The following is a 21,874-nucleotide window of genomic DNA, read 5'->3' as shown; positions in this document are numbered from 1 at the left end:
TCCATGTTCGTGGATGCGCAAGTCTTGCCGATGCACCGGCGACGGGACAGCGCAGGCGCCTATCTTCAGCGCACAGGGAATCTTGTTTGAGCGCAGGCACGTTCACAGCGCGCCGCAATCGTCCTCGGCGCGACCGTCGGGCGAGGGCGCCAGGTGCAGCCAGGTCAGGCGCCAGCTGCGGTCGCGGCGGTCGCCGGCGGCGTACCAGGGTTCGAACTCCAGCGGCGCGCGGTCGTCGAAATGCAGGCGCAGGCGGATGGCGTGCGCGCCTTCGGCCGGCGGCAGCTGCTCGATCCGCAGCGCGGCATCGTCCTCGGGCAGGCGCACGGTCTCGCGCGGCTTGTAGCCGTCGACCAGGCCGGTGGCATAGGCCAGCGGACCGCGCGACAGCGCCAGCCAGGCGTTGTGCAGCACCTGCTGGCGCACCGGCGAGCCGTCGGGCGCGCGCGATTCCTGCACGTTGCGGTGCACGCGGCGGTGCACGCGCGGGCGCATCGGCAGGTCCAGCAGCAGCACGTCGCCGGGCGACCATGTGCGCTCGACATCGGCGTATTCGCCAGCCGCAACGGGCGCCGCCGCGTCCGCGCCGACGGCGAGGGTCGCGCCATCGGCCCAGGCGGGCACGCGCAGGCGCAGGCGGAAGCGCGCGGGCGCGTCGGGCTCGACCTCGATGCGCACCGCGCCGTCGAAGGGATAGCCGGTGCGCTGGCGCAGCCGCACGCTGCCGCCGCCGTGCAGCGGCAGCTGCGCTTCGCCCGGCCCGAGCAGGTTGACCACCACGCCGTCATCGTCGTGCGCCCAGGCCACCGCGGGCAGTTCCTCCAGCGCCATCGCCCCGCTGGACTTGCAGCAGCGCCAGTAGTTGGTGTGGATGCGGCGGCCGTTGGCGTAGGAGTAGTAGACCCAGTTTTCCCCGTCGGGCGCTTGCGCGCCGAGCAGGTCGTTGTAGGCGCTGCGCTCGATCTCCTCGGCGTAGCGCGCCTGGCCGGTGATCGCCAGCAGCTCGCGGTTGAGCTGGATCCAGGCGAGCACCGAGCAGGTCTCGATGTAGGCTTCGGGATCGAACACGCCGGCGGGGTTGAACACCTCGCGCGAGCGGTGGCCGATGCCACCGAACGGGCCGCCGCCCAGGCTCAGCTGATGGTCGCGGATCGCCTGCCACTGGCGGTCGACCGCCTCGCGATAGTCGTCGCGGCCGGTGGCGCGGTGCAGGCGCGCCAGCCCCACCAGGTTCCAGCACAGCTGGTAGGCCTTGCCGGTGGCGATCTCGGACGGGTCGGCGCCGCCCAGCGCGCGCTCGAGCAGGGCCAGCCGCGGGTTGGCGTTGGCCTGCGCCAGGATCCGCTCGGCCAGCGCCAGGTAGCGCGGCTCGCCGGTGAGCAGGTAGAGCTCGGCCGCCGGGTCGAGCAGCACCGTGGCCGACATGCCGTGGTGGTTGCCGACGCTGGTGATGTCCAGGCCGTCCCGGCAGAAGCTGCGCCAGCACAGGTCGGCGATGCGGCACGCGGCGGCCAGATGCTGTGGCTGGCCGAAGCAGCGGTGCACCTCCACCAGGCCCAGCAGCAGGTAGCTGTGGGTCCAGATGTCCCAGGTGCGCAGCGCCGGCTCGCCATTCCAGCTTTCCGGCTTCGGCGGCTGCGGCACCATGAAGCGGCGGTGCGGCGCGTAGTTGCCGAGGTAGCCGTCCTCGGCCTGGACCCCGGCCAGATGATCGGCCACCGCCAGCACGCGCGCGCGCAGCTGCGCATCGTCGGCGCGCGCGGCGGCCTTGGCCGCGGCCGCCAGCCACTTGCCGGCGTGCTCGCCGTACCAGTCGCCTTCCTCGTTGTGCTCGCGGTGGGCCGGGTCGAAGATCGCGATCGCCGGGCTGTCCGGCCCGGTGATGAAGTGCGACAGCCGCCCGCGACGGTTGGCGTCCAGCGCCTCGCCCAGCACGCCCTCCAGCCGCACCTGCCCCGGACGCGACAGCCGCTGCGCCTGCGCGCCGCGCTCAGCCACGTGCCGGCTCCGCATCGACCACGCAGCGGAAGCCGATCGTGCCCGAGCGGTCCTTGCACGGCGCCATCAGCAGGTACTTGCCGTGCTGGTCGAGCCGGTAGGCCTGCGGGAAGTACCAGTGCGAGGTCTGCGGCTGGTAGCTGCTGCCGCCGCGCAGGATCGCCGCGCGGGTGTGCGCATCGACGAACTCGTCGGTCCATTGCCAGACGTGGCCGACCAGGTCCTCGACGCCGAACGGGGAGGCGCCCTGCGGGTGCTGCCCGATCTCGTCGGGCGGCAGCAGCCGGCGGCCACGGTTGGCCCGCGGCACATAGGCCTCGTTCCAGTCGTTGCCCCAGGGGTAGAGCCGGCCGTCGCCGCCCTGCGCGGCGTACTGCCACTCCCATTCGCGCGGCAGGCGCTTGCCGGCCCAGGCGGCGTAGGCGCGCGCGTCCTCCAGCGACACCCAGGTCACCGGGCGGTGCTCCCAGCCCGGACGCGGCGCACCGTCGACCCAGTGGCGCAGGAAGTTCGCCGCATCGCGTGGCGCGTAGCCGCTGTCCTGCAGGAAACGCTGGAACTGGGCGTTGGTCACCGGGTGGCGGTCGATGTGGAACGCCGGCAGCTGCATGCGCCGGTGGTGGTGGCGGCGCGGGCCGGGCTCCCAGGGGTACTGCACGTCCACGCCGGCCCAGTTGAAGCCCTCGATCTCGATGCCGTCGACCTTGAACAGGAACTCGCCGGCCGGGATGGCGACCATGCCCTCGGGTGCGTCGGCCTGCGGCGCGGTCGGCGCCACCTCGACCATGGTCTGCGGCAGCGCGCGCCAGGCGCCCGAATGGGCATTGAGCGGCTGCCGGGCCTGCGCGGCGATCGTGGTGAGGAAGCCATCGAGTCCCGGTTCGTCCACACCCGGCGCCAGCGCCAGCACCGCGCCGAACCCGCGCGCCTCCAGCGCCAGCTCGATCCGCGCCTGGCCGTCGATCACCCGCGGCGACAGCGCGCGACCGTGCCAGACGTCGTAGTAGCGCGTGCCCTCGACATGCTCGACGGCGAACTGCTCGCCATCGACGTCGTATTCGTTGCGGTTGGCCATCGTCCACAGCACGCGGCCCTCGCCGGGGAAGCGGCTGACGAACACGTTGCGCTGGGCGGTGAGCTGGTAGGGCGCCCACTCCATGCTCACCACCAGCGCCGGGAACTGGCGGTAGATGGTGGCGATGCGGCGCAGCGCTTCGGCATTGCGCGGGGTGAACTGGTTCCAGATGCCCCAGATGTTTTCCCAGGCGTTGTAGCCGATGCCGTTGAGGAAGCAGTACTGCAGGTCGTGGGTGCGGTCGCGGCCCCAGCGGTTCTCGTAGTTGACCATGTGGCGCGGCTCGAGCCACTTCCACTTCGACACCGGCGGCACCGGACCGTCGGGGGCCTTCTTGCCCCAGCTCTGCACGTTCCAGATCAGCTGCTCCTCGGCGCTGATCGTGGACTCCGGCTGCACCACCACCGGATGGCCGATGCGTTCGCAGGCATCGAAGAACGCGCGCGGCACGCCGTTGAAGGTATCGCCGTTGATGCCGTCGGCGCCCACCGCCTTGACGATCTGCGCCAGGCCTTCCCAGTGCGTGCAGCCCGGGTCGCGGGTGCCGTGGTCCCAGGGCTTGGCCGGCAGGAACACCTTCACGCCGCGGCGATGGAAGGCGTCCACCGCGCGCTTGAGCCCTTCCAGGCCGCCGGGCAGGTCGTGCGCCAGGTCGAACTGGTTGCGGTCGTCGATGCCGATGTTGGGGTAGATGTACCAGATCAGCACCGAATCCAGGCCGCCGAAGCGCGCTTCCAGGTCGTCCAGGTAGCGGTCGACCGTGTACTGGCCGGTGTTCGCGTCGTAGAAGTAGCGGTCCTCCACCATCATCTGCGCGTGCACGAAGTTGCGCTGCGCCCACTGCAGCTCCGGGCGCCGGTAGTTGGCATCGTCGTAGCCGATGCGCACCAGGTGCTCGCGGCGCCAGTCGCGCAGCTCGGCCAGCCAGTCGGCCGAGCTCTCGTTGGCGTCGATCATCCAGTGCCCGATGTCGGCGAACGGCCAGGCCGGCGCCTTGCCCGGCGTGGGCAGGTAGCGGCCGGTGGTGACGTGCGAGAACTTGTACTCGGTGCGCGGCGGCACCGGGCCGTGGTCGGCGCTGCCGGAATCGTGTTCGGGGATGTCGTAGGGAGAGGTCATGGCACCGGTCGATCGTAGGGGAATGCGGGCCGCGCCGCAGGCATCGCGCCCTGGCGGCGCACTGTTGGCTTGGGGACGGCGCGCGTCGCGCCGGCCCCGGCTGCGCTCAACCTCATGCGTCGCCGCGGTGGCCCGGCGCGGCGCGCGGCCGCCGGGCGCCGGCGGTCGCGTCCTGCGTATCGAGCATCGCCAGCACCGCCGTGCGGTCGGGAATGCTCGACTGCGCGCCCGCCGCGGTGCAGGCCAGGGCCGAGGCTGCGCTGGCCTCGCGCAGGGCGTGGGCGAGCGTGTCGCCGCGCGCCAGGGTAGCCACCAGGGCGCCACAGAAGGTGTCGCCGGCGGCGGTGGTGTCGACCACGTCGACGGTGAACGCGCCCTGGCGCAGGATCGACCGCCCTTCGCGCGCGACGCAGCCATCGCCGCCCAGGGTCACGATCGCGCAGGGCACGGGCAGGCGCTGCAGCGCCGCTTCCAGGTCGCTCGTGTCGCCGGCCAGGGCCGCCAGTTCGCCCTCGTTGACCACGAGGATGTCGACGGCGGCCAGCAGCCGCGGCGGCAGCACCCGCGCCGGCGCGGCGTTGAGCACCACGGTGACGCCGGCCGCGCGCGCGCGTTCGGCATAGGCGGTGACGCTGGCCAGCGGCGTTTCCAGCTGCAGCAGCAGGTGGCTGATGCCGTCGAGCGGCGGCAGGTCCTCGCCGGACAGCAGCTCGTTGGCGCCGGGCGCGACCACGATCGAGTTCTCGCCCGAGTCGGCGATGCAGATGAAGGCCACGCCGCTGGCGGCACCGGCCGCGCGCTTCTCGGCCAGGGCCACGCCGGCATCGCGCAGCGAATCGCGCAGGCGCGCGCCCTGCGGATCGTCGCCCAGCGCGACCAGCATCGTGGTCGGCGCATCGCCGGCGCGCGCGCAGGCCACCGCCTGGTTGGCGCCCTTGCCGCCGGGAAAGGTCTGCAGTCCGCCGCCGAGCACGGTTTCGCCGGGCGCCGGCGCGCGCGGCGCGCGCACCACGAAATCGAGATTGGCCGAACCGGCCACCAGCACCCGCTTGCGCGGCATCGTGTTCATTGCGCCAGCACCTGCTGCACGTAATTGTAGAAGGGCAGCGCCACGCGCGGCAGCTCGTGCGCGCCCTCGCCGGGCAGATGCTGCAGCATGAGGATGCCGATGCCGCCTCTCGCCTGATCGAGCACGAAATAGGTCGACGCCGAGCCGGTCCAGCCCGCCTGCCCCGGCGCGCCGCTGCGGCCGATCGCGCGCGGATCGAGCAGCACCGACAGCCCCAGGCCGAAGCCGCGGCCGCGCCCTTCCTCGATCCAGGGATGGGACAGGCCCAACGGCGCCAGCTGGTCGCGCAGCATCTCCGCCACCAGCCTGGCCGGCACCAGTTCGTCTTCGCCATGGCGGCCGCGCGCGAGCAGCATGCGCGCGAAGGCGAGGTAGTCGGCGGCGGTGGAGTACAGCCCGCCGGCCGCGCTGGGATAGGGACGCAGCGCGGTGCCCGGCACGTGGCCCGGCGGTTCGTTCGCGGCCGCCAGGCGGCCATCCGCGCCCATGCGCGAGAGCTCCACCAGCCGGTGGCGCCGGGCCTCGGGCACGCTGAAGCCGGTATCGCGCATGCCCAACGGGTCGAAGAACGTCGCCTGCAGGTAGGCATCGAGCAGCTGTCCGCTCCAGACCTCGACCAGGCGGCCGAGCACGTCGGTGGCCAGCCCGTCGTAGACGAAGGCGGTGCCCGGATCGCGCTCCAGCGGCACCCCGCGCAGGCGTTCGACCAGGTCGGCCAGATCGCGGCTGCGCTCCAGCTGCGCGGCCTCGCGGCGCTGCAGCGCCTCGCCGGCGCCAATCGCGAAGCCCGCGGTATGGGTGAGCAGGTGGCGCACCGTCACCGGGCGGGCCGGTTCGCGCAGCTGCCCGTCATCGAGCACCCGCAGCCCGCCCAGCGCCGGCAGGTGGGTGGCGACCGGATCGTCCAGGCGCGCATGCCCTTCGCCGATCAGGCGCAGCGCCGCGGCCGAGACGATCGGCTTGGTCATGGAGTGGATGCGGTAGATCGCATCGGGAGGCAGCGGCCGCGTGCGCGCGATGTCGGCATGGCCGGCGGCGAGATCGACGAGCACCGCCTCGTCCGTGGCGATCAGCAGGCGCGCGCCGGGATAGCCGGGATCGAGCACGGCCTCGCGCAGCCAGGCATCGGACCCGGCATCGGCCGGGCGATCCGCGGCGGCGGCCAGCAGGCAGGCCGACCAGGCGGCGAAGAGGAACAGGATGCGGAGGGGTTTGGGGGACATGTCGTCAAAGGGCAGGTGCCGCGCCGCTCCTGAAGGGGAGGTCGAAGCGGCGCGGCACCGCCGAGGAAACGGACCGGGCCGCCTCATGGCGGCCCGGCGGCGGCGGGACGGTGCCCGCCGCGCCTGCACGTCAGAACGTGATGGTGTGGCTCAGCGAGAACATGCGGCCGCGGCCTGCCATCCAGTCGTCGTTGCTGCGGCTGGATTCGGAACCGAACAGGATGTACTGCTTGTCCAGCAGGTTCTCGATGCCGACGGTCAGGCGGCCGTAGTCGCCGGTGTCGTAGCCCAGGGTCAGATCGAGCAGGGTGCGGCCCGAGGTCTCCTCGCCGGTGTTGAGGCTGCGCCCGCGGTAGGTGGTCGAGGCCAGCACCAGCTCGGCATTGGGCGCGAAGCCCCACTGCAGGTTCAGGCCGAACTTGTCGGGGCTGATGTCGCTGGCGCCCATGTGCCTGTCCAGCGGGCCGCCGGCGGTCCACCAGGTCCGGCCCAGCGCGCGCGAGTACATCGCGGTGGCGCGCAGCGCGTCGGTGAAGGCGAAGCTGCCGAGCAGTTCCAGGCCGTCGATCTCGACCGGGCCGCGGTTCATCACGAAGTCGCCGGTTTCCGGGTTGGTGCTGAGCGAGACGCCGAACTCGGAGTAGCTGCGGTACAGCGAGGCGCTGGCCGTGGCCCGCGGACCACGGTAGTTGAAGCCGATTTCCTTGTTCTCCACCACGATCGCCTGCAGGTCGAGGATGCCGTCGACCGTATTGCCCGCGGTGTTGATGTTGCGCAGCGGGATGCCGACGTTGGGCAGGCTGAAGCCTTCCGAGTACGAGGCATAGGCCGACCACTCGTTGTTGAAGCGCCAGACCATGCCCAAGTTCGGCAGCGTGGCGCGGTAGTCCAGCGATCCGCCCTCGACGAACACGCGGTTGTTGTACCAGGTGGTGGTGTAGCTATCGACCGACAGCTCGCCACGCTCGCGGCGCACGCCGGCGCTCAGGGTCAGCTGGTCCAGATCGTAGGAGACCTGCAGGTAGGGCGCGGTGCTGGTGTACTCCATCGGCGGCACCCACACGCGCTGGGTCAGCGCCAGGCGCTGGTCGGTGGTGTCGGTGACGTGGTCCACGCCGCCGCGCAGCTCCAGGCCAGCGATGCCGAAGGCGTCGCCGCGTGCGTACGAGGCGCGCGCGCCGCGCTTGGCCGAGTTGACCTCGGACTGGTCGATCAGCGTGCCGATCGGCGCGATGTCCGGATCCTGGCGGTCGCTGCCGTCCTCGGCCGGGTAACGCATGGCCTGGTCGGCGCGGTAGGCGTCCACCAGCAGGCTGCCGCCGAACAGGTCGTCGTGGCGGTACTGCAGCTGCACCTGGTCGAAGTCGTTGAACTCGGTCTTCGCGCCCAGCGGCGTGCCGCGCACGGCGGTGTTGGTCAGGCCGTTGGCGCGGTCGCCGTCGACGCCGGTGTAGTTGCCCTTGCCCACCAGGTGGAACTTGCTGATGGTCGCCTGCAGGCGCTGCATGCCGTCCTCGCCGAAGTTCGTGCCGAACTTCAGGAACAGGTTGCGCGATTCGGAGTCGTTGATCGTGCCCGAACCGCGCATGCCGATCGCGCGGCCGCTGCCGTCGTAGGCCATGCCGCGCTCGACGAACGAGGCCGACATCAGCACGTCGTACTCGTCCTGACCATGGCCCACGGTCATGCCCACCTTCCAGCCGTGGCTGTCGCCCTTGCCTTGCGTGCTCCAGCGGGTGCTGAGCGTGGCCTCGGTGCCGTCGACCGGGCGCTTGGAGATGTAGTTGATGATGCCGCCGGCCGCGCCGATGCCCTCGGCCGCGGAGGGGCCGTTGATCACCTCGATGCGCTCGACAATGCCGAGGTCGGTGAAGCTGCCGGCGCGATTGGTCTCGCGCAGCGGCGAGGTCTGCGGCACGCCGTCGAACAGGCGCAGCGCGATGCGCCCGCGCAGGGTCTCGCCCGAGTTGGTCAGCGCCTGCGAGGATTCCGAATAACCCGGGATCATGCGCGAGAGCACCGCGGTGGCGTCTTCGGTCAGGCTCAGCGAATTGCTGATCTCCTCGCGGGTGATCACGCTCACCGCGCCGGGGATGCGGTCGGCGGCGCGCGGCATGCGCGTGCCGGTGACGATCACGTTGTCCAGCGTCGCCGGCGTGGCGGCGGCCGGCTCGGTGGCCGCGGCATCGGCGGACTCGTCCTGCGCGTGCGCGGGCTGGAGCGTGCTGAGGACGAGCGCCGTCGCGACAGCGAGACTGAGCGGCTTGAGCATGGGTCGGTGGCTCCGATGTGGTTCGGGAAAGGCCGGACGGTCCGGCGACGGAGCGCATGGTAGGTGCGGGTGCACGCGGCACGGAGCGCATAACGCTACGTTCACTCGACAGTTTTTATTGCCTTTGATGTCAGGCAATCTATGTTGCGGCGCAGCAACACTGGGCGGGGCGCCTGCAGGAGCGGCGCCCGGTCCAGGTTGTCGCAACAGGGGAAACGCCGCGCATGAGTTCGTTCCGTCTTCCGTGCATCGCCACCGCGCTCGCGCTGGCGACATCGGGCTGCATGCATCCGCCGGCGTCCGCGCCCGCATCGCATCCGCCGACCACCACCACGGTCGTGCCGGAAGTGGCGCCCGCGCCCGAGACCGCTGCGTGGTGGTACCGCAATGGCGCGCTGCACGCACACCGGCTCGGCGCGGGCACGACCGCCGCGCGCAACGTGATCGTGTTCCTCGGCGACGGCATGAGCCTGACCACGGTCGCCGCCGCGCGCATCCTGGCGGGCCAGCGCGAGGGGCGCAGCGGGGAGGAGCACCAGCTGGCGTGGGAGCATTTTCCCTACACCGCGCTCAGCAAGACCTACAACACCGACCACCAGACGCCGGACTCGGCCGGCACCATGACCGCCATCGCCACCGGGGTGAAAACCCACATGGGCGCGATCGGCGTGGCGGCCGGGCCGGTCGACGACTGCCGCAGCAGCCAGCAGCGGCAGCTGCTGTCCTGGCTGCGGCTGGCATCGAGCGCCGGCATGGCCACCGGCATCGTCACCACTGCACGGCTGAGCCACGCCACCCCGGCGGCCGCGTACGCGCATGCGCCCAGCCGCGAGTGGGAAAGCGATCGCGAGACGCCGGCCGAGGCGCTGGCGGCAGGCTGTCGCGACATCGCGCAGCAGCTGCTCGACTTCGACCCCGGCCGCGGCCCGCGCGTGCTGCTCGGTGGCGGGCTCGGACGTTTCCTGCCCGAATCCGTGGACGGAGCGCCGGCGGGCGGGCGCAGGCGCGACGGCCGCGACCTGACCCGCGAATGGACCGAGCGCAGTTCCGGCGGCGTGGTCGTGCGCACCACCGCGCAGCTGCGCCAGGCCGCCGCCGCGCCGGCGGTGCTGGGGCTGTTCGCGACCGACCACATGCCCTACCACCACGACCGCGACCCGGGCGAGGGCGGCACGCCCGACCTGGCCGAGATGACGCGCATCGCCATCGAGCGGCTGTCGCGCGAGCCGGAGGGATTCGTGCTGCTGGTGGAAAGCGCGCGCATCGACCACGCCCATCACGCCGGCAACGCCTACCGCGCCCTGGACGAGACCATCGCCATGTCGCGCGCGGTGGAGGCCGCCCTGGCGGCGACCTCGGCCCGGGACACGCTGGTCGTGGTCACCGCCGACCACGCGCACACCCTCAGCTTCGCCGGCTATCCCGCGCGTGGCAACCCGATCCTGGGCACGGTGCGCGGCCGCCTGTCGCCCGATGGCCGCCCCGACGGCGAGATGCTCGACAGCCTCCGCCTGCCCTACACCACGCTGTCCTATGCCAACGGCTCCGGCTACGCCGGCAGCAGCGCAAGCCAGCCCGCCGGGCCCAAGCGTTTTCCACACAAGCCCGGTGGCTTTTCGCCCGCGCGGGGGCGTCCCGACCTTGCGGCGGTGGACACCACCGATCCGGACTACCTGCAGGAAGCGCTGGTGCCGATGCACGACGAAACCCACGGCGGCGAGGACGTGGGCGTCTGGGCGCTGGGCCCCGGCAGCGAGGCGTTCCGCGGCACCATCGAGCAGAACGTGCTCTACCACCTGATCGTGCAGGCGGTGCCGCGGCTGCGCCAGCGCCTGTGCGCCGCCGGCACCTGCGACGGCGAGGGCGTGCCGGTGCGACTGCCCGATCCTGCCGACTTCCGCGACTGACGCGGCGCCACGCGCTACAGCGTGGCGCAGACCTTCAGGCACTCCTCGCGCAGCGCCGCCACAGCGCGCGCGCGCACGCTGCTGGCCGACCAGACGATGCCGATGCGCCGCGCCTCGCTCTGCTCGGGCAGGCGCAGCCGCGCCAGGCGCAGGCCCTCGGGCCAGGGCGGCAGCCAGTCCGGGACCAGCGACACGCCCAGGCCGCGGTCGACCATCACCGCGATGGAGTTGAGCGCGTTCAGTTCGAAGCGCTCGCGCGGGACGATGCCCACGCGCCGCAGGTATTCCTCGGCCAGCCGCCCGCCCCACTGGTGGCGGTCGTAGCGGATCAGCGGTTCGTTCGCCAGCACCTCGTGCGGATCGCGGTGCGCGAACTTCTCCGGCACCAGCACCACCAGCGGCTCCTCGCGCAGCAGCTCCCAGCGGCAGGTCTTGGGCAGTTCGAACGGCGCCTGCAGCACCAGCGCCGCGTCCAGTTCGCCGCGCTCGACATCGCCGTACAGCTCGGCCGAATGCCCGGGCTTGATGAACACGTTGATCTGCGGCAGCCGGCTGACCATGCGCGCCAGCACGTCCGGCAGCATGCCCACCAGCACCGTCGGGCAGGCGCCCAGGCGCAGCTCACCGGCGACGGCGCGGTCATTGGCGACGCTGCGCAGGTCGGACACGTCGCGCAGCACCGCGCGCACGCGCTCCAGGATGCGCGCACCCTCCTCGGTGACATTGACCGTGCGCCCGGCGCGCGCGATCAGCGGTACGCCCAGCTCGCGCTCCAGGGTGCGGATCTGCTGCGCCACCGCGGCGGGGGTGATGTTGAGGAAGCGGGCCGCGGCGGCCATCGAGCCGCGGTCGACCACGTTGACGAAGGTGTAGAGAAACTGCGTATCCAACTGCCCTGCCCCGGTCGCGCGCCGGGCAGGCGCGCGCAATGCGGTCGCCATGATGACACCCGCGCCGCCGCACGGGGCGCGCGGGCGCCCGCGGGTTCAGCCCGCGGCCGGCGTGTGGATGGTCAGCCCCTCCAGCGAACGCGTCGGGGGCGGGAAGAACAGGCTGGCGACATAGCCGATCACGATGCACAGCGCGATCGAGATCGCCAGGTAGAAGTAGGGGTGGACCAGGTCCATCGACCAGCACACCAGGGTGATCACGATCGAGCCGGCCACGCCGATCGCCACGCCCGCGGAGTTGGCGCGGCGGGTGAACATGCCGAGGGTGTAGGCACCGGCAAAACCGCCGCCGAGCAGGCCGGCCAGCTCGATCGACACGTCGAACAGCGAATGGATGTCGTAGCGGCTCATCACCAGCGCGATCGCGATGCCGACCAGGCCCACCCCCACGCCCGACCATTCGGCGATGCGCAGCGCGGTCTTCTCGTCCGGGTTGCGCGCGATCTTCTGGTAGAAGTCCACCGACACCAGGGTCGAGACCGAGTTGATGATGCTCGACAGGGTCGACATCGCCGCGGCGAAGATGCCGGCGATGATCAGCCCCGTCACGCCGGCCGGCAGCTCGGCGGCGATGAACAGCGGGAAGGTGGCGTCGATCGGCAGCAGCGGATTGAGCCGCTCCGGGTTGTTGCGGTAGTACATCCACAGCGCGGTGCCGATGCCGTAGAACACGATGCCGCCGGGAATCATCATCGCCGCGAACGCCCAGATCGAGCGCCCGGCGGCCTTGTCGTCCTTCGTCGACAGGGTGCGCTGCATCAGCACCTGGTCCTTGGGGAAGGTCAGCACCACGTCGAACACGACCAGGAAGATGAAGCCCCAGACCGTGGCCTTGGTGAGGTCGAAGCTGAAGTCCAGCAGCCGGGTCTTGTCCTGCGCCGCGGCCGCCTCCATCAGCTGCGGCAGGTCCGCGCCGGACTGCCAGAAGATGAAGCCGACCGCGAACAGCGCGCCGCCGAACATCACGATCACCTGCACCACGTCGGTCCAGATCACCGCCTTGGAGCCGCCGACGGTGGAGTAGATGATGGTGAACACGCCCATCAGCAGGATCGACCAGACCACGTCCACGCCGGTGATGGTGGAGATCGCCAGCGCCGGCAGGAACAGGATCACGCTCATGCGCGCGCCGATCTGCATCACGATGCACAGTGCGCTGGAGAGCATGCGGATCGCCGGGTGGAAGCGCGTTTCCAGGTAGGAGAACACGCTCATCAGGTCCAGCCTGCGCAGCAGCGGCACGATCCACACCGCCACGAACATCAACCCGACCACGGCCATCAGGTTGTTGGTCATGTACTGCCAGTTGGTGTCGAAGGCCTTGGCCGGGATCGCGATGAAGCTGATCGAACTGGTGTTGGTGGCGTACAGGCTGATGCCCGCGGCCCAGAACGGGATGCTGCGGCCGCCGACGAAGAAGTCGGACGTGCTGTCGGCCTGGTCGCGGAAATAGAACCAGAAGCCCATGCCCAGCATCGCCGCCAGGTACAGGGAGATCACCACCCAGTCCAGCGCGCGCAGCAGGTGCCTGCCGGCCTGCAGCTGGCTGGAGGTCAGCGCGCCCGCGGCGCCGCGCCAGAGCACGCCATCGCCATGCACGCGGCCCGAGGCGGCCGCTGGGGTTGCGCCGGGCCAGTCGGCCCAGGCCTCGGTGATCACGTGGAACAGCCGCGGCTGCGCGCCGCCCGGCGACTGCAGGAGGTAGAGCAGGTGCGCCTGGCCGATCGCGCGGACCTGGCCCTGGATCGCCGCGGCGGGCAGCGCGGCCCGTCGCGACCAGCCGGCGTCAGAGGTCCAGCGCCAGAGCGCGCCGTCGTCGTCGGCGAGGTAGAGCGCCGACTTCTGCGCCGCCAGCGACTGCGGAACCGCATCGCCCGGCCAACCGTCGTGCGAGCGCCAGGCGCCCTGTCCCGTCCCGGTCCGGGGCAGGACCCAGAGCCGGGTGCGACCATCGGCGGCCAGGCCGACCAGATACAGGTCGTCGCCAAGCACGGCCGCCTGCGGGGCGCGCAGCGGTTCGGGCGGAGCCGGCACCGGCGTGGCCACCAGGCGATCGCCCAACCAGGCCACGGCATCGATGCGCTGCAGTGCGGCCTCGCCGAGCAGGCGGTAGCTGCGCGGGCCGGCGGTCGCGGTCGCCAGCAGCGCCATGTCGCCGTCGTCGGGCAACTGCACCGTGCGCCAGTCCGCGGCGCCGGGCGCCAGCGCCCAGGCGGCGCCCTCGGCCCGCACCACCAGCTGTCCGCCCAGTGCGGTGAGCGAGCCCGGGTCGGCGCCGGCGGGCAGTCGCGGCAGCGCGTGCTCGCGGGTCAGCACCACGCTCTCGGCCCTGACCGGGAACACGGTGGCCACCAGCACGGCCAGGAGCATCAGCTGCGCCAGCAGCCAGCCGGGCAACGTGTCCGGCCGGGCGCGTCCCGGCAGGCGGTCGGGCCTCACGGCGCGGCAGGCAGCTGGGCGCCGGCCTGCGCCAGCAGGCGTTCGGCGCGGCGCAGGTAGGGCAGATCGACCATCCGGCCATCCACCGCGAACGCGGCGCGCGACTGGGAGCGGGCCTCGGCAGCCGCGGAGACGACCTTGCGCGCCCACGCCAGGGCGGCCGCGTCGGGGGTGAACACGACGTGCGCCCAGGCGATCTGCTGGGGATGGATGCAACTCTTGCCGATGAAACCCAGGCCCTGCGCGATCCGTGCCTCGTGCTCGAACGCGGCCCGGTCCCGGAAATCCGGGTGCGCGCCGTCGCAGGCGAAGACGCCGGCCTCGGCCGCGGCCATGGCTACGCGGAACATGGCCGCATGCACGTTGGCCGGATCGTCGCGGCGGATGCCTTGCGTTTCGAACAGGTCGCCCAGCCCGAGCTGCAGGCCGGCCACGCGCGGATGCGCGGCCGCGATCTCGGCCGCGCACCTCAGGCCGCGCGGGGTTTCGATGTTGAGCAGCAGGCGCGGCGGCGTGCCGCCCGCGCCTTGCCGGTCGAGGCGCTCGAGCGCGGCCACCACCTCGAGCACCTGCGCCGCGGACTCGAGCTTGGGCACGTTGATCAGGTCGGGGCCGGCGGGCACGATCGCCTCCAGATCGGCTTCGAAATGGTGCGTGCCGGGCGCGTTGACCCGCACGATCGCCAGCCTGGCGCCGCGGTCGCGCGCATGGGTGGCGAGGAACGCGGCGATATCGGCGCGCGCGCCGGCCTTGCGCTCCTCGGCGACCGCGTCCTCGAGGTCGAAGGACACGGCGTCGGCCGCGCCGGCCCAGGCCTTGGCGAACAGGTCCGGGCGCCCGCCCGGTACGAACAGCTTGCTGCGCATCACCTCTCCCGCTATCGCGGGCAGTGTGCGCAATCCGGGCCGCCATCAATAGGCGACGCTGCGATGTTCAGAAGATAAGTTTGCTTTCGTCCGGCTTGCCGCGCGTCCCCCGCTGCTGCAAGCTTGCCGCCCGTCGAACCGGCGCTGCGTGCCGGCTGGAACCCGCATGCGCATGGTCCCGTTCGCTGTTTCCATCCCCGGTTGCATGCGCGCCGCTGCGTACACGCGCGGCCGCGGCCAGCCGCGATGAGCCGGTTCATGCCCGCCTGGCTGCAGACCTGGCCGGAGGAGATCATGGCGCTGCTGCAGGTGGTGCTGGTGGTGGTGTGCGCGCTGCTGCTGCGCTGGCTGCTGCTGCGGCTGGTGCGGCGCGTGGCGCGGCGCTACGAGCTGCCGGCCGAGATCGTGATCATCGCGCGGCGCACCATCGGCTTCCTGATCGGATTCGCGGCGCTGCTGCTGGTGCTGCGCGTGCTGGGCGTGTCGGGCGCGGTGCTGTGGGGTGCGTTCACCGGCTTCGCGACCGTGGCGGCGGTGGCGTTCTTCGCGCTGTGGAGCGTGCTGACCAATGTGTTCTGCGCGCTGCTGATCCTGATCACGCGGCCGTTCCGCCTGCTCGACCACATCGAGCTGGTGGAAAGCGGCGACAAGCCCGGCCTGCGCGGGCGGGTGATCGATATGAACCTGGTGTACGTGACGCTGGAGGAAAGCCATCCCGGCGGCGGCGAAAGCGTGTTGCGCGTGCCCAACAGCCTGTTCTTCCAGCGCGCGACGCGGCGCTGGCGCGGCGAGCCGCCGCCGCGGCTCGAGGCGCTGGCCGGCGACGCGGCAGGCGACGACGGCGGCTCGCGGCCGCCCGGCGTCGGCGGTGGGGGCAGTGCGGTGGCGGGCAACTTCCCGTAAGTCGAGGGTGCCGCAGGCGGGAGGCGACTGCTGCCTGATCGTGGCGTCGATCTGCGTGGCGGGGTTCCGGAGCGGCCCCGGTGCAGTGGCAGGGGCAGCGTATTGCGTCCGGGCAGGCGGCGGCCGGGGGCACGTTTCTTCGGTGGGGCCGCAGTGCCCCGGGCCGGGGTGGCGCACCACTCGGGCAGACGTCCGTGTCCGCACTCGCGGCCGCGACACATCCATGTGCCGCTTGCGCCACCCCGGCCCGGGCCACCGCGGCATCGCGACCGGATGGCGTTGCTTCGACGCGATTGGCGATTGGCGATTGGCGATTGGCGATTGGCGATTGGCGAGAGGCGGAAGGCGGAAGGCGGAAGGCGGAAGGCGGAAGGCGGAAGGCGGGAAGTTTCCACCGCAGCGGGCCGGGCATGCTCCAGGCAATGCCGTGGTGACGCCGGCAGTAACGGGTCATCCCGCACCGCGGCGGGTCAGGCACAGGCGGCGGCCCGCCGCGGGCGCCGCACTCGCATACGATGCAGGCTTCCGCTGCCGAGGACTCCGCATGCTTCGTCCCGCCTTCGCCCTGCTCGCGCTTGCGCTCGCCCCCTCGCTGTCCCTGGCGCAGGTCGCCGCGGACATCGATGCCGCCGCCCGCGGCGTACAGCCGAAGGTGGTCGAATGGCGGCGCGACCTGCATCGGCATCCGGAACTCGGCAACCAGGAAACGCGCACCGCGCGCGTGGTGGCCGAACATCTGCGTGCGCTCGGCCTGGAACCACGGACCGGCATCGGCCCGACCGGCGTCGTCGCCGTGCTCAAGGGCGGCAGGCCGGGACCGCGCCTTGCGCTGCGCGCGGACATGGACGCGCTGCCGGTCACCGAGGCGACGGGCCTGCCGTTCGCCTCGACCGTGACAAGCACGTACCGCGGCCAGCCCGTCGGGGTGATGCATGCCTGCGGCCACGACCTGCACGTGGCGATCCTGATGGGCGTGGCCGAGGCCCTGGCCGGCATGCGCGAGCAGCTGGCCGGCGAGGTGATGTTCGTGTTCCAGCCGGCCGAGGAGGGTCCGCCGGTGGCCGGCGAGGTCGCGGGCGCGAAGCGCATGCTCGACGAGGGCATCTTCGAGGACTTCGCGCCCGATGCGGTGATGGGCCTGCACGTGTGGTCGCGGCTGCACGCCGGCCAGATCGGCGTGCGCGCCGGCCCGTTCATGGCCAGCGCCGACGAATGGACGCTGAAGATCCAGGGCCGCCAGACCCACGGCTCGCAGCCCTGGGCCGGCGTGGACCCGATCACGGTGGCGGCGCAGGTGCTGCTGGGCGCGCAGTCGGTCATCGCCCGCCAGGTCGACATCACCGCGCATCCGGTGGTGCTGACCGCCGGCCAGATCCAGGCCGGCACGCGCTTCAACATCATTCCCGACGAGGCGACGATGGTGGGCACGCTGCGGACCTTCGACCCCGGCGTACGCGAAGACGTGATCGCGCGTTTTCGCAGCACAGCCGAGCACTTCGCCGCCGCAAGCGGCGCCAGCGCCACGCTCGAGATCGCGGGCAATGCGCCCTCGACCAGCAACGACCCGGCCCTGCTCGAACGCCTGCGCCCGTCGCTGGTCAAGGCCGCCGGCGCCGGCAACGTGGTCGAGGTCCCGCGCTACACCATCGCCGAGGATTTCTCGCAGTTCGCCAACGTGGTGCCCGGGCTGTACTTCTTCGTCGGCACCACGCCGCAGGGCCAGCCGCTGGAATCGGCGCCGATGAACCACTCGCCGCAGTACGCACCGGACGAATCCGCGCTCGACCTCGGCGTGCGCGCGATGCTGCAGGCCACCGTGGACTTCCTCGGCGGCGGCTAGGCCCCCAGCCACTGCCGCAGCGGGTGCGCCGGATCGGCGAGCAGCCGCAGCGCCAGGGCGATCGACACCACCACCAGCAGCGGCCGGATCACGCGCGCCCCCTGGCGCATGGCGAAATGCGAACCCAGGCGCGCGCCGATCCATTGCCCCACGCCCATCACCAGCCCCACCTTCCAGATCACCGCCCCGGCCGCCAGGAACACCGCCAGCGCACCGACGTTGGAGCCGAAGTTGAGGAACTTGGTGTGGGCGGTGGCCTTGAGGATGCCGAAGCCGGCCAGGGTCACGAACCCCAGCATCAAGAACGAGCCGGTGCCGGGCCCGAACACGCCGTCGTAGAAGCCGATCGCCGGCACGAACAGCAGGCCGAACAGCAGCGGGCTGACGCGACGATGGCGCTCCAGTTCGCCGACACCGCGCTTGAGCCCGAAGTACAGCGCGATCGCGATCAGCAGCAGCGGCAGCACCATGCGCAGCCAGTCGGTGGGCAGCACCGTCGCCAGCACGGCGCCGCCGGCTGCACCGATCGCGGCGGTCAGCACCATCGGCCATTGCCCTCGCAGGTCGACGTGGCCGCCGCGCGCATAGCTCCAGCTGGCCGCGCCCGAGCCGAACACCGCCTGCAGCTTGTTGGTGCCCAGCACCTGCAGCGGCGGGAGCCCGGCCAGCAGCATCGCCGGAATGGTGACCATGCCGCCGCCGCCCGCGATCGCGTCGATGAAACCGGCCAGCAGGGCGGCGACGAACAGCCAGGCCAGCGCGTGCGCTGCGATCTCGTACATCGAAAGTGGCCCGGGCGCAGCGCAAGTCGAGGAGAGCCGGCGATTCTACGCGGCCAGGCCGGTCCGATCCGGTAGCATCCTCCGCATTCCCGCCCGGAGAAGACGCGATGCGACAGTCCCGCCCCGTGCCGAGCCTGCTTGCGCTCATGCTCGCCGCCTGCCTGTCGCTGCCGGCCTCCGCGCAGGAGGGGCAGCGCGCGGAGGTGGCCGAGGCCGCGCGCGCGCTGCAGGCGCAGGTCGTGGAGTGGCGCCGCGACATCCACCAGCATCCGGAGCTCGGCAACCGCGAAACCCGCACCGCCGCGCTGGTCGCCGACCACCTGCGCGCGCTGGGCCTGGAGCCGCAGACCGGCATCGCCACCACCGGCGTGACCGCGGTGCTCAAGGGCGGCAGGCCCGGCCCGCGCATCGCGTTGCGCGCCGACATGGACGCGCTGCCGGTCACCGAGCGCACCGGCCTGCCTTTCGCCTCCACCGCCACCGCCACCTACCGCGGCGAGACCACCGGCGTGATGCACGCCTGCGGCCACGACGCGCACACCGCGATCCTGATGGGCGTGGCGCAGGCGCTGGTGTCGATGCGCGAGCAGCTCGCCGGCGAGGTGCTCTTCATCTTCCAGCCGGCCGAGGAAGGCCCGCCCGATGGCGAGGAGGGCGGCGCCGAGGAAATGCTGGCGCAGGGCCTGTTCGACAGGTTCAAGCCCGAGGCGGTGTTCGGCCTGCACGTGTTCTCGACCATCAACGCCGGCCAGATCGGCGTGCGCGGCGGCCCGCTGATGGCCGCCTCCGACCGCTTCAACATCGTGGTCCAGGGCCGCCAGACCCACGGCTCGCGGCCCTGGGGCGGGATCGACCCGATCGTGGCCGCGGCCGACGTGGTCGGCAGCGCGCAGAGCATCGTCAGCCGCCGCCAGAACATCTCGAAGCAGCCGGTGGTGGTGAGTTTCGGCTCGGTGCGCGGCGGCATCCGCTACAACATCATTCCCGACAGCGTGGAGCTGGTGGGCACGATCCGCACCTTCGACGAGGACATGCGCCAGCAGGTCTTCGCCGACCTGGCCAACGTGGCCGAGAAGGTGGCCCAGGCCCACGGCGCCACCGCGGTGGCCCAGGTGCCCGACAGCAAGGGCAACCCGGTGACGGTCAACGACGCCGGACTCACCACGCGCATGCGGCCGAGCCTGGAGAAGGTGGTGGGCGCGGGCAACGTGATCGACCCGGGCCTGACCATGGGCGCGGAGGACTTCTCGTTCTACGCGCGCGAGGTGCCGGCCATGTTCTTCTTCGTCGGCGCCACGCCGCAGGGCCAGGACCCGTTCAAGGCGCCCAGCAACCATTCGCCCGAGTTCTTCCTCGACGAATCGGCGCTGGACGTGGGCTTGCGCGCGCTGCTGCAGGTCAGCCTCGACTACCTGGATCCGGCCGGCTGAGCGGCCGGGCCCGGCGGCATGCGCGGCGATAGAATGCACGCATGTCCCGACCCGAAGATTCGCTGCTCGGCCGCGAGGTCGCGTATCCGCGCCAGTACGACCCGGCGCTGCTGTTCCCGATCCCACGCGCAGCGGGCCGCCAGGGCCTGCCGCTGGCGGGCGCGCTGCCGTTTGTCGGCCACGACCGCTGGCACGCCTACGAGCTGTCGTGGCTGGATGCGCGCGGCAAGCCGGTCGTCGCCACCGCCACCCTGACGGTGCCGGCCTCGACGCCCAACCTGGTCGAGTCCAAGTCGCTCAAGCTCTATCTCAATTCGCTCAATGGCGCGCGCTTCGATGCGGCGGAGGCCGCGCGCGCCACCATCGCGACGGATGTTTCGCGCGCCGCGGGCGGCCCGGTCGAGGTGGCCGTGGGCCTGCCGCCGCTCTCGGACGCCGCTGATGCGGTCGCCATCGACGACCTGGACGTGGCCATCGACCGCTATGGCCCGCCCGATCCCACCCTGCTGGACACCGCCGGGGACGACATCGCCGAGGAGACCCTGCGCAGCGCCCTGCTCAAGTCCAACTGCCCGGTCACCGGCCAGCCCGACTGGGCCACGCTGGACATCGCCTACCGGGGCCCGCGCATCGACCGCGCCAGCCTGCTGCGATATCTCGTCTCGTTCCGCGAGCACGCCGGCTTCCACGAGCAGTGCGTGGAGCAGATCTTCGTCGACCTGCTGGCACGCTGCCGTCCGCAGGCGCTGTCGGTGGAGGCGCGCTATACCCGCCGCGGCGGCCTGGACATCAATCCCTGGCGCGGCACCCCCGGCAGCGCCCCGCCGCCCGCACGCCGCGACCTGCGCCAATAGGCCCGTCCGCGGCCGTCGGCCGCGATGCGGTCTTAACGTCCTGCGTGCCACCGTCCTGCCGCACACCACCGGCCAGGAGCTTTTGTCATGAGCAACGACAGGAAGCCCGATTTTTCCAACGTCCAGAGCGGGGCCAACACCCGCCCCGCCGAAGGCGGCAGCCCCACGCTGGCGGGCGCGAAGCCCGACTTTTCCAACGTCTCCAGCGGTGCCGACACCGTGCCCACCGCCCAGGGCGGGCCGGGCAGCATCGGCGCGCGCAGCTACACCGTCGAGAAGGGCGACACGCTGTCGGCGATCGCGCAGCGGGTCTACGGCAAGGCCAGCCACTGGCAGCGCATCTTCGAGGCCAACCGCGACACCCTCGACAACCCCGACCGCATCTTCCCTGGACAGGTGATCACCCTGCCTGAGATCGAGCAGGACGGCGAAGGCAAGGGTCCGCCACCCTCCGCCGCCTGAGCGCCCTCCCGAAGCCCCTGATCAAGAGGACACCGACATGAACCGCACGCGTCTCACCCAGGCCCTGCTCGTCGCCCTCGTCGGCGCCACCGCCCTCGCCGGCTGCCGCCGCGACGAGCCCGCCCCCGCCGCCACGCCCACCACGCCGGCCGACACCACCCCCGCCGCCACCCCGCCGCCGGCAATGCCCGCGCCTGCGCCCGCACCGGCCAGCACCGCAACGGTCACCCTCGGCAACGCCATCGACGCCAACAACACGATCGCCACGCCGCTGACCTCGTTCTCGGCGGGCGACACCATCCATGCCTCGGTCGCCACCGACGGTGCCAGCGCCAGCCGCCTCACCGCCAGGTGGACGCACCTGGACAGCAACCAGACGGTCGCCGAAGAAACCAAGGACATCGCCGCGGGCGCCCAGACCACCGATTTCCACATCAGCAAGCCGGACGGCTGGCCGACGGGCCGCTATCGCGTCGAGATCTCGCAGGACGGCAACGTGATCAACAGCAGCGAGTTCGACGTCAAGTAACTGTCCATTCGAGGCGTTTGGACCGGGAAGCGCGGCGCGAGCCGCGCTTCTTTCCGTTCCGGGGGTCGCGGTGCTGTGTGGGCGGGCAGCCTTTTCCGCAGGTTGCACCGCTTTGCCTGGGGAACATCCGAACCACTTCGCGTTGCTGGCCGACAG

Annotated in this window: 16 protein-coding genes; 7 read left to right on the top strand and 9 right to left on the bottom strand. The window is 71.9% G+C overall.

Features of this window, described 5'->3' with window-relative positions; genetic code table 11:
* Window positions 1–102: 102 nt before the first annotated feature.
* The 5 genes from ACQYVW_RS08870 to ACQYVW_RS08850 all read right to left on the bottom strand — a co-directional run bounded on the left by ACQYVW_RS08870 (window position 103) and on the right by ACQYVW_RS08850 (window position 8,756).
* Complete coding sequence (locus ACQYVW_RS08870) at window positions 103–1,998, bottom strand: glycoside hydrolase family 127 protein (RefSeq protein ID WP_434946731.1); 1,896 nt, start codon at window positions 1,996–1,998, stop codon at window positions 103–105.
* Window positions 1,991–4,192: a formylglycine-generating enzyme family protein gene (locus tag ACQYVW_RS08865; protein WP_434936732.1), complete on the bottom strand. Its 2,202-nt coding sequence runs from the start codon at window positions 4,190–4,192 to the stop codon at window positions 1,991–1,993. Before ACQYVW_RS08865 ends, ACQYVW_RS08870 begins: the two co-directional genes overlap by 8 nt.
* Before the next feature lie 112 nt (window positions 4,193–4,304).
* Window positions 4,305–5,261 (bottom strand): ribokinase, encoded by a 957-nt coding sequence (locus ACQYVW_RS08860; protein WP_434946730.1) that lies wholly within the window; start codon window positions 5,259–5,261, stop codon window positions 4,305–4,307.
* A complete protein-coding gene (locus ACQYVW_RS08855) occupies window positions 5,258–6,484 on the bottom strand; it encodes a serine hydrolase domain-containing protein (protein ID WP_434946729.1) in 1,227 nt (408 codons plus the stop codon). The genes ACQYVW_RS08860 and ACQYVW_RS08855 overlap by 4 nt, the downstream gene beginning before the upstream one ends.
* Before the next feature lie 130 nt (window positions 6,485–6,614).
* Entirely contained in the window at window positions 6,615–8,756 is a 2,142-nt protein-coding gene (locus ACQYVW_RS08850; protein ID WP_434935952.1) for a TonB-dependent receptor, read from the bottom strand.
* A gap of 224 nt (window positions 8,757–8,980) precedes the next feature.
* On the opposite strand from ACQYVW_RS08850, the gene ACQYVW_RS08845 reads away from it, so the two are divergent.
* Window positions 8,981–10,663, top strand: coding sequence for an alkaline phosphatase (locus tag ACQYVW_RS08845; RefSeq protein WP_434935954.1), 1,683 nt, complete (start codon window positions 8,981–8,983; stop codon window positions 10,661–10,663).
* A gap of 14 nt (window positions 10,664–10,677) precedes the next feature.
* Here ACQYVW_RS08845 and ACQYVW_RS08840 read toward each other — a convergent pair whose 3' ends face one another.
* From ACQYVW_RS08840 to ACQYVW_RS08830, 3 genes are all read right to left on the bottom strand, one after another.
* Complete coding sequence (locus ACQYVW_RS08840; RefSeq protein WP_434935956.1) at window positions 10,678–11,553, bottom strand: LysR family transcriptional regulator; 876 nt, start codon at window positions 11,551–11,553, stop codon at window positions 10,678–10,680.
* Window positions 11,554–11,649: 96 nt separating this feature from the next.
* Window positions 11,650–14,052: a sodium:solute symporter gene (locus ACQYVW_RS08835; RefSeq protein WP_434946728.1), complete on the bottom strand. Its 2,403-nt coding sequence runs from the start codon at window positions 14,050–14,052 to the stop codon at window positions 11,650–11,652.
* Complete coding sequence (locus ACQYVW_RS08830; protein ID WP_434936990.1) at window positions 14,049–14,918, bottom strand: HpcH/HpaI aldolase/citrate lyase family protein; 870 nt, start codon at window positions 14,916–14,918, stop codon at window positions 14,049–14,051. The genes ACQYVW_RS08835 and ACQYVW_RS08830 overlap by 4 nt, the downstream gene beginning before the upstream one ends.
* Window positions 14,919–15,176: 258 nt before the next feature.
* Here ACQYVW_RS08830 and ACQYVW_RS08825 point away from each other — a divergent pair, with 258 nt between their 5' ends.
* Window positions 15,177–15,821, top strand: coding sequence for a mechanosensitive ion channel domain-containing protein (locus tag ACQYVW_RS08825; protein ID WP_434946727.1), 645 nt, complete (start codon window positions 15,177–15,179; stop codon window positions 15,819–15,821).
* Window positions 15,822–16,365: 544 nt separating this feature from the next.
* Window positions 16,366–17,661, top strand: coding sequence for an amidohydrolase (locus ACQYVW_RS08820; RefSeq protein WP_434936487.1), 1,296 nt, complete (start codon window positions 16,366–16,368; stop codon window positions 17,659–17,661).
* Here the strand turns inward: ACQYVW_RS08820 and ACQYVW_RS08815 are convergent.
* On the bottom strand, window positions 17,658–18,443 hold the full coding sequence (locus ACQYVW_RS08815; RefSeq protein WP_434946726.1) for a TSUP family transporter: 786 nt from the start codon (window positions 18,441–18,443) through the stop codon (window positions 17,658–17,660). The two genes, ACQYVW_RS08820 and ACQYVW_RS08815, sit on opposite strands and share 4 nt — an antisense overlap.
* 107 nt (window positions 18,444–18,550) lie before the next feature.
* Between ACQYVW_RS08815 and ACQYVW_RS08810 the strand changes: the two genes are divergently transcribed.
* The 4 genes from ACQYVW_RS08810 (at window position 18,551) to ACQYVW_RS08795 (ending at window position 21,718) form a co-directional block, all read left to right on the top strand.
* The gene (locus ACQYVW_RS08810) at window positions 18,551–19,873 is read left to right on the top strand and encodes an amidohydrolase (protein WP_434946725.1); all 1,323 of its coding nucleotides are present in this window, start codon (window positions 18,551–18,553) and stop codon (window positions 19,871–19,873) included.
* Window positions 19,874–19,914: 41 nt separating this feature from the next.
* The gene (gene queF, locus ACQYVW_RS08805) at window positions 19,915–20,727 is read left to right on the top strand and encodes an NADPH-dependent 7-cyano-7-deazaguanine reductase QueF (protein WP_434946724.1); all 813 of its coding nucleotides are present in this window, start codon (window positions 19,915–19,917) and stop codon (window positions 20,725–20,727) included.
* 87 nt (window positions 20,728–20,814) lie between these two features.
* Entirely contained in the window at window positions 20,815–21,189 is a 375-nt protein-coding gene (locus ACQYVW_RS08800; protein ID WP_434946723.1) for a LysM peptidoglycan-binding domain-containing protein, read from the top strand.
* Between the two features lie 37 nt (window positions 21,190–21,226).
* On the top strand, window positions 21,227–21,718 hold the full coding sequence (locus ACQYVW_RS08795) for a hypothetical protein (protein WP_434946722.1): 492 nt from the start codon (window positions 21,227–21,229) through the stop codon (window positions 21,716–21,718).
* Window positions 21,719–21,874: the final 156 nt, after the last annotated feature.

This window comes from Luteimonas campi, assembly GCF_051162505.1.
Classification (GTDB): Bacteria; Pseudomonadota; Gammaproteobacteria; order Xanthomonadales; family Xanthomonadaceae; genus Luteimonas.
This window is presented reverse-complemented; position numbering and strand designations above follow the sequence as displayed.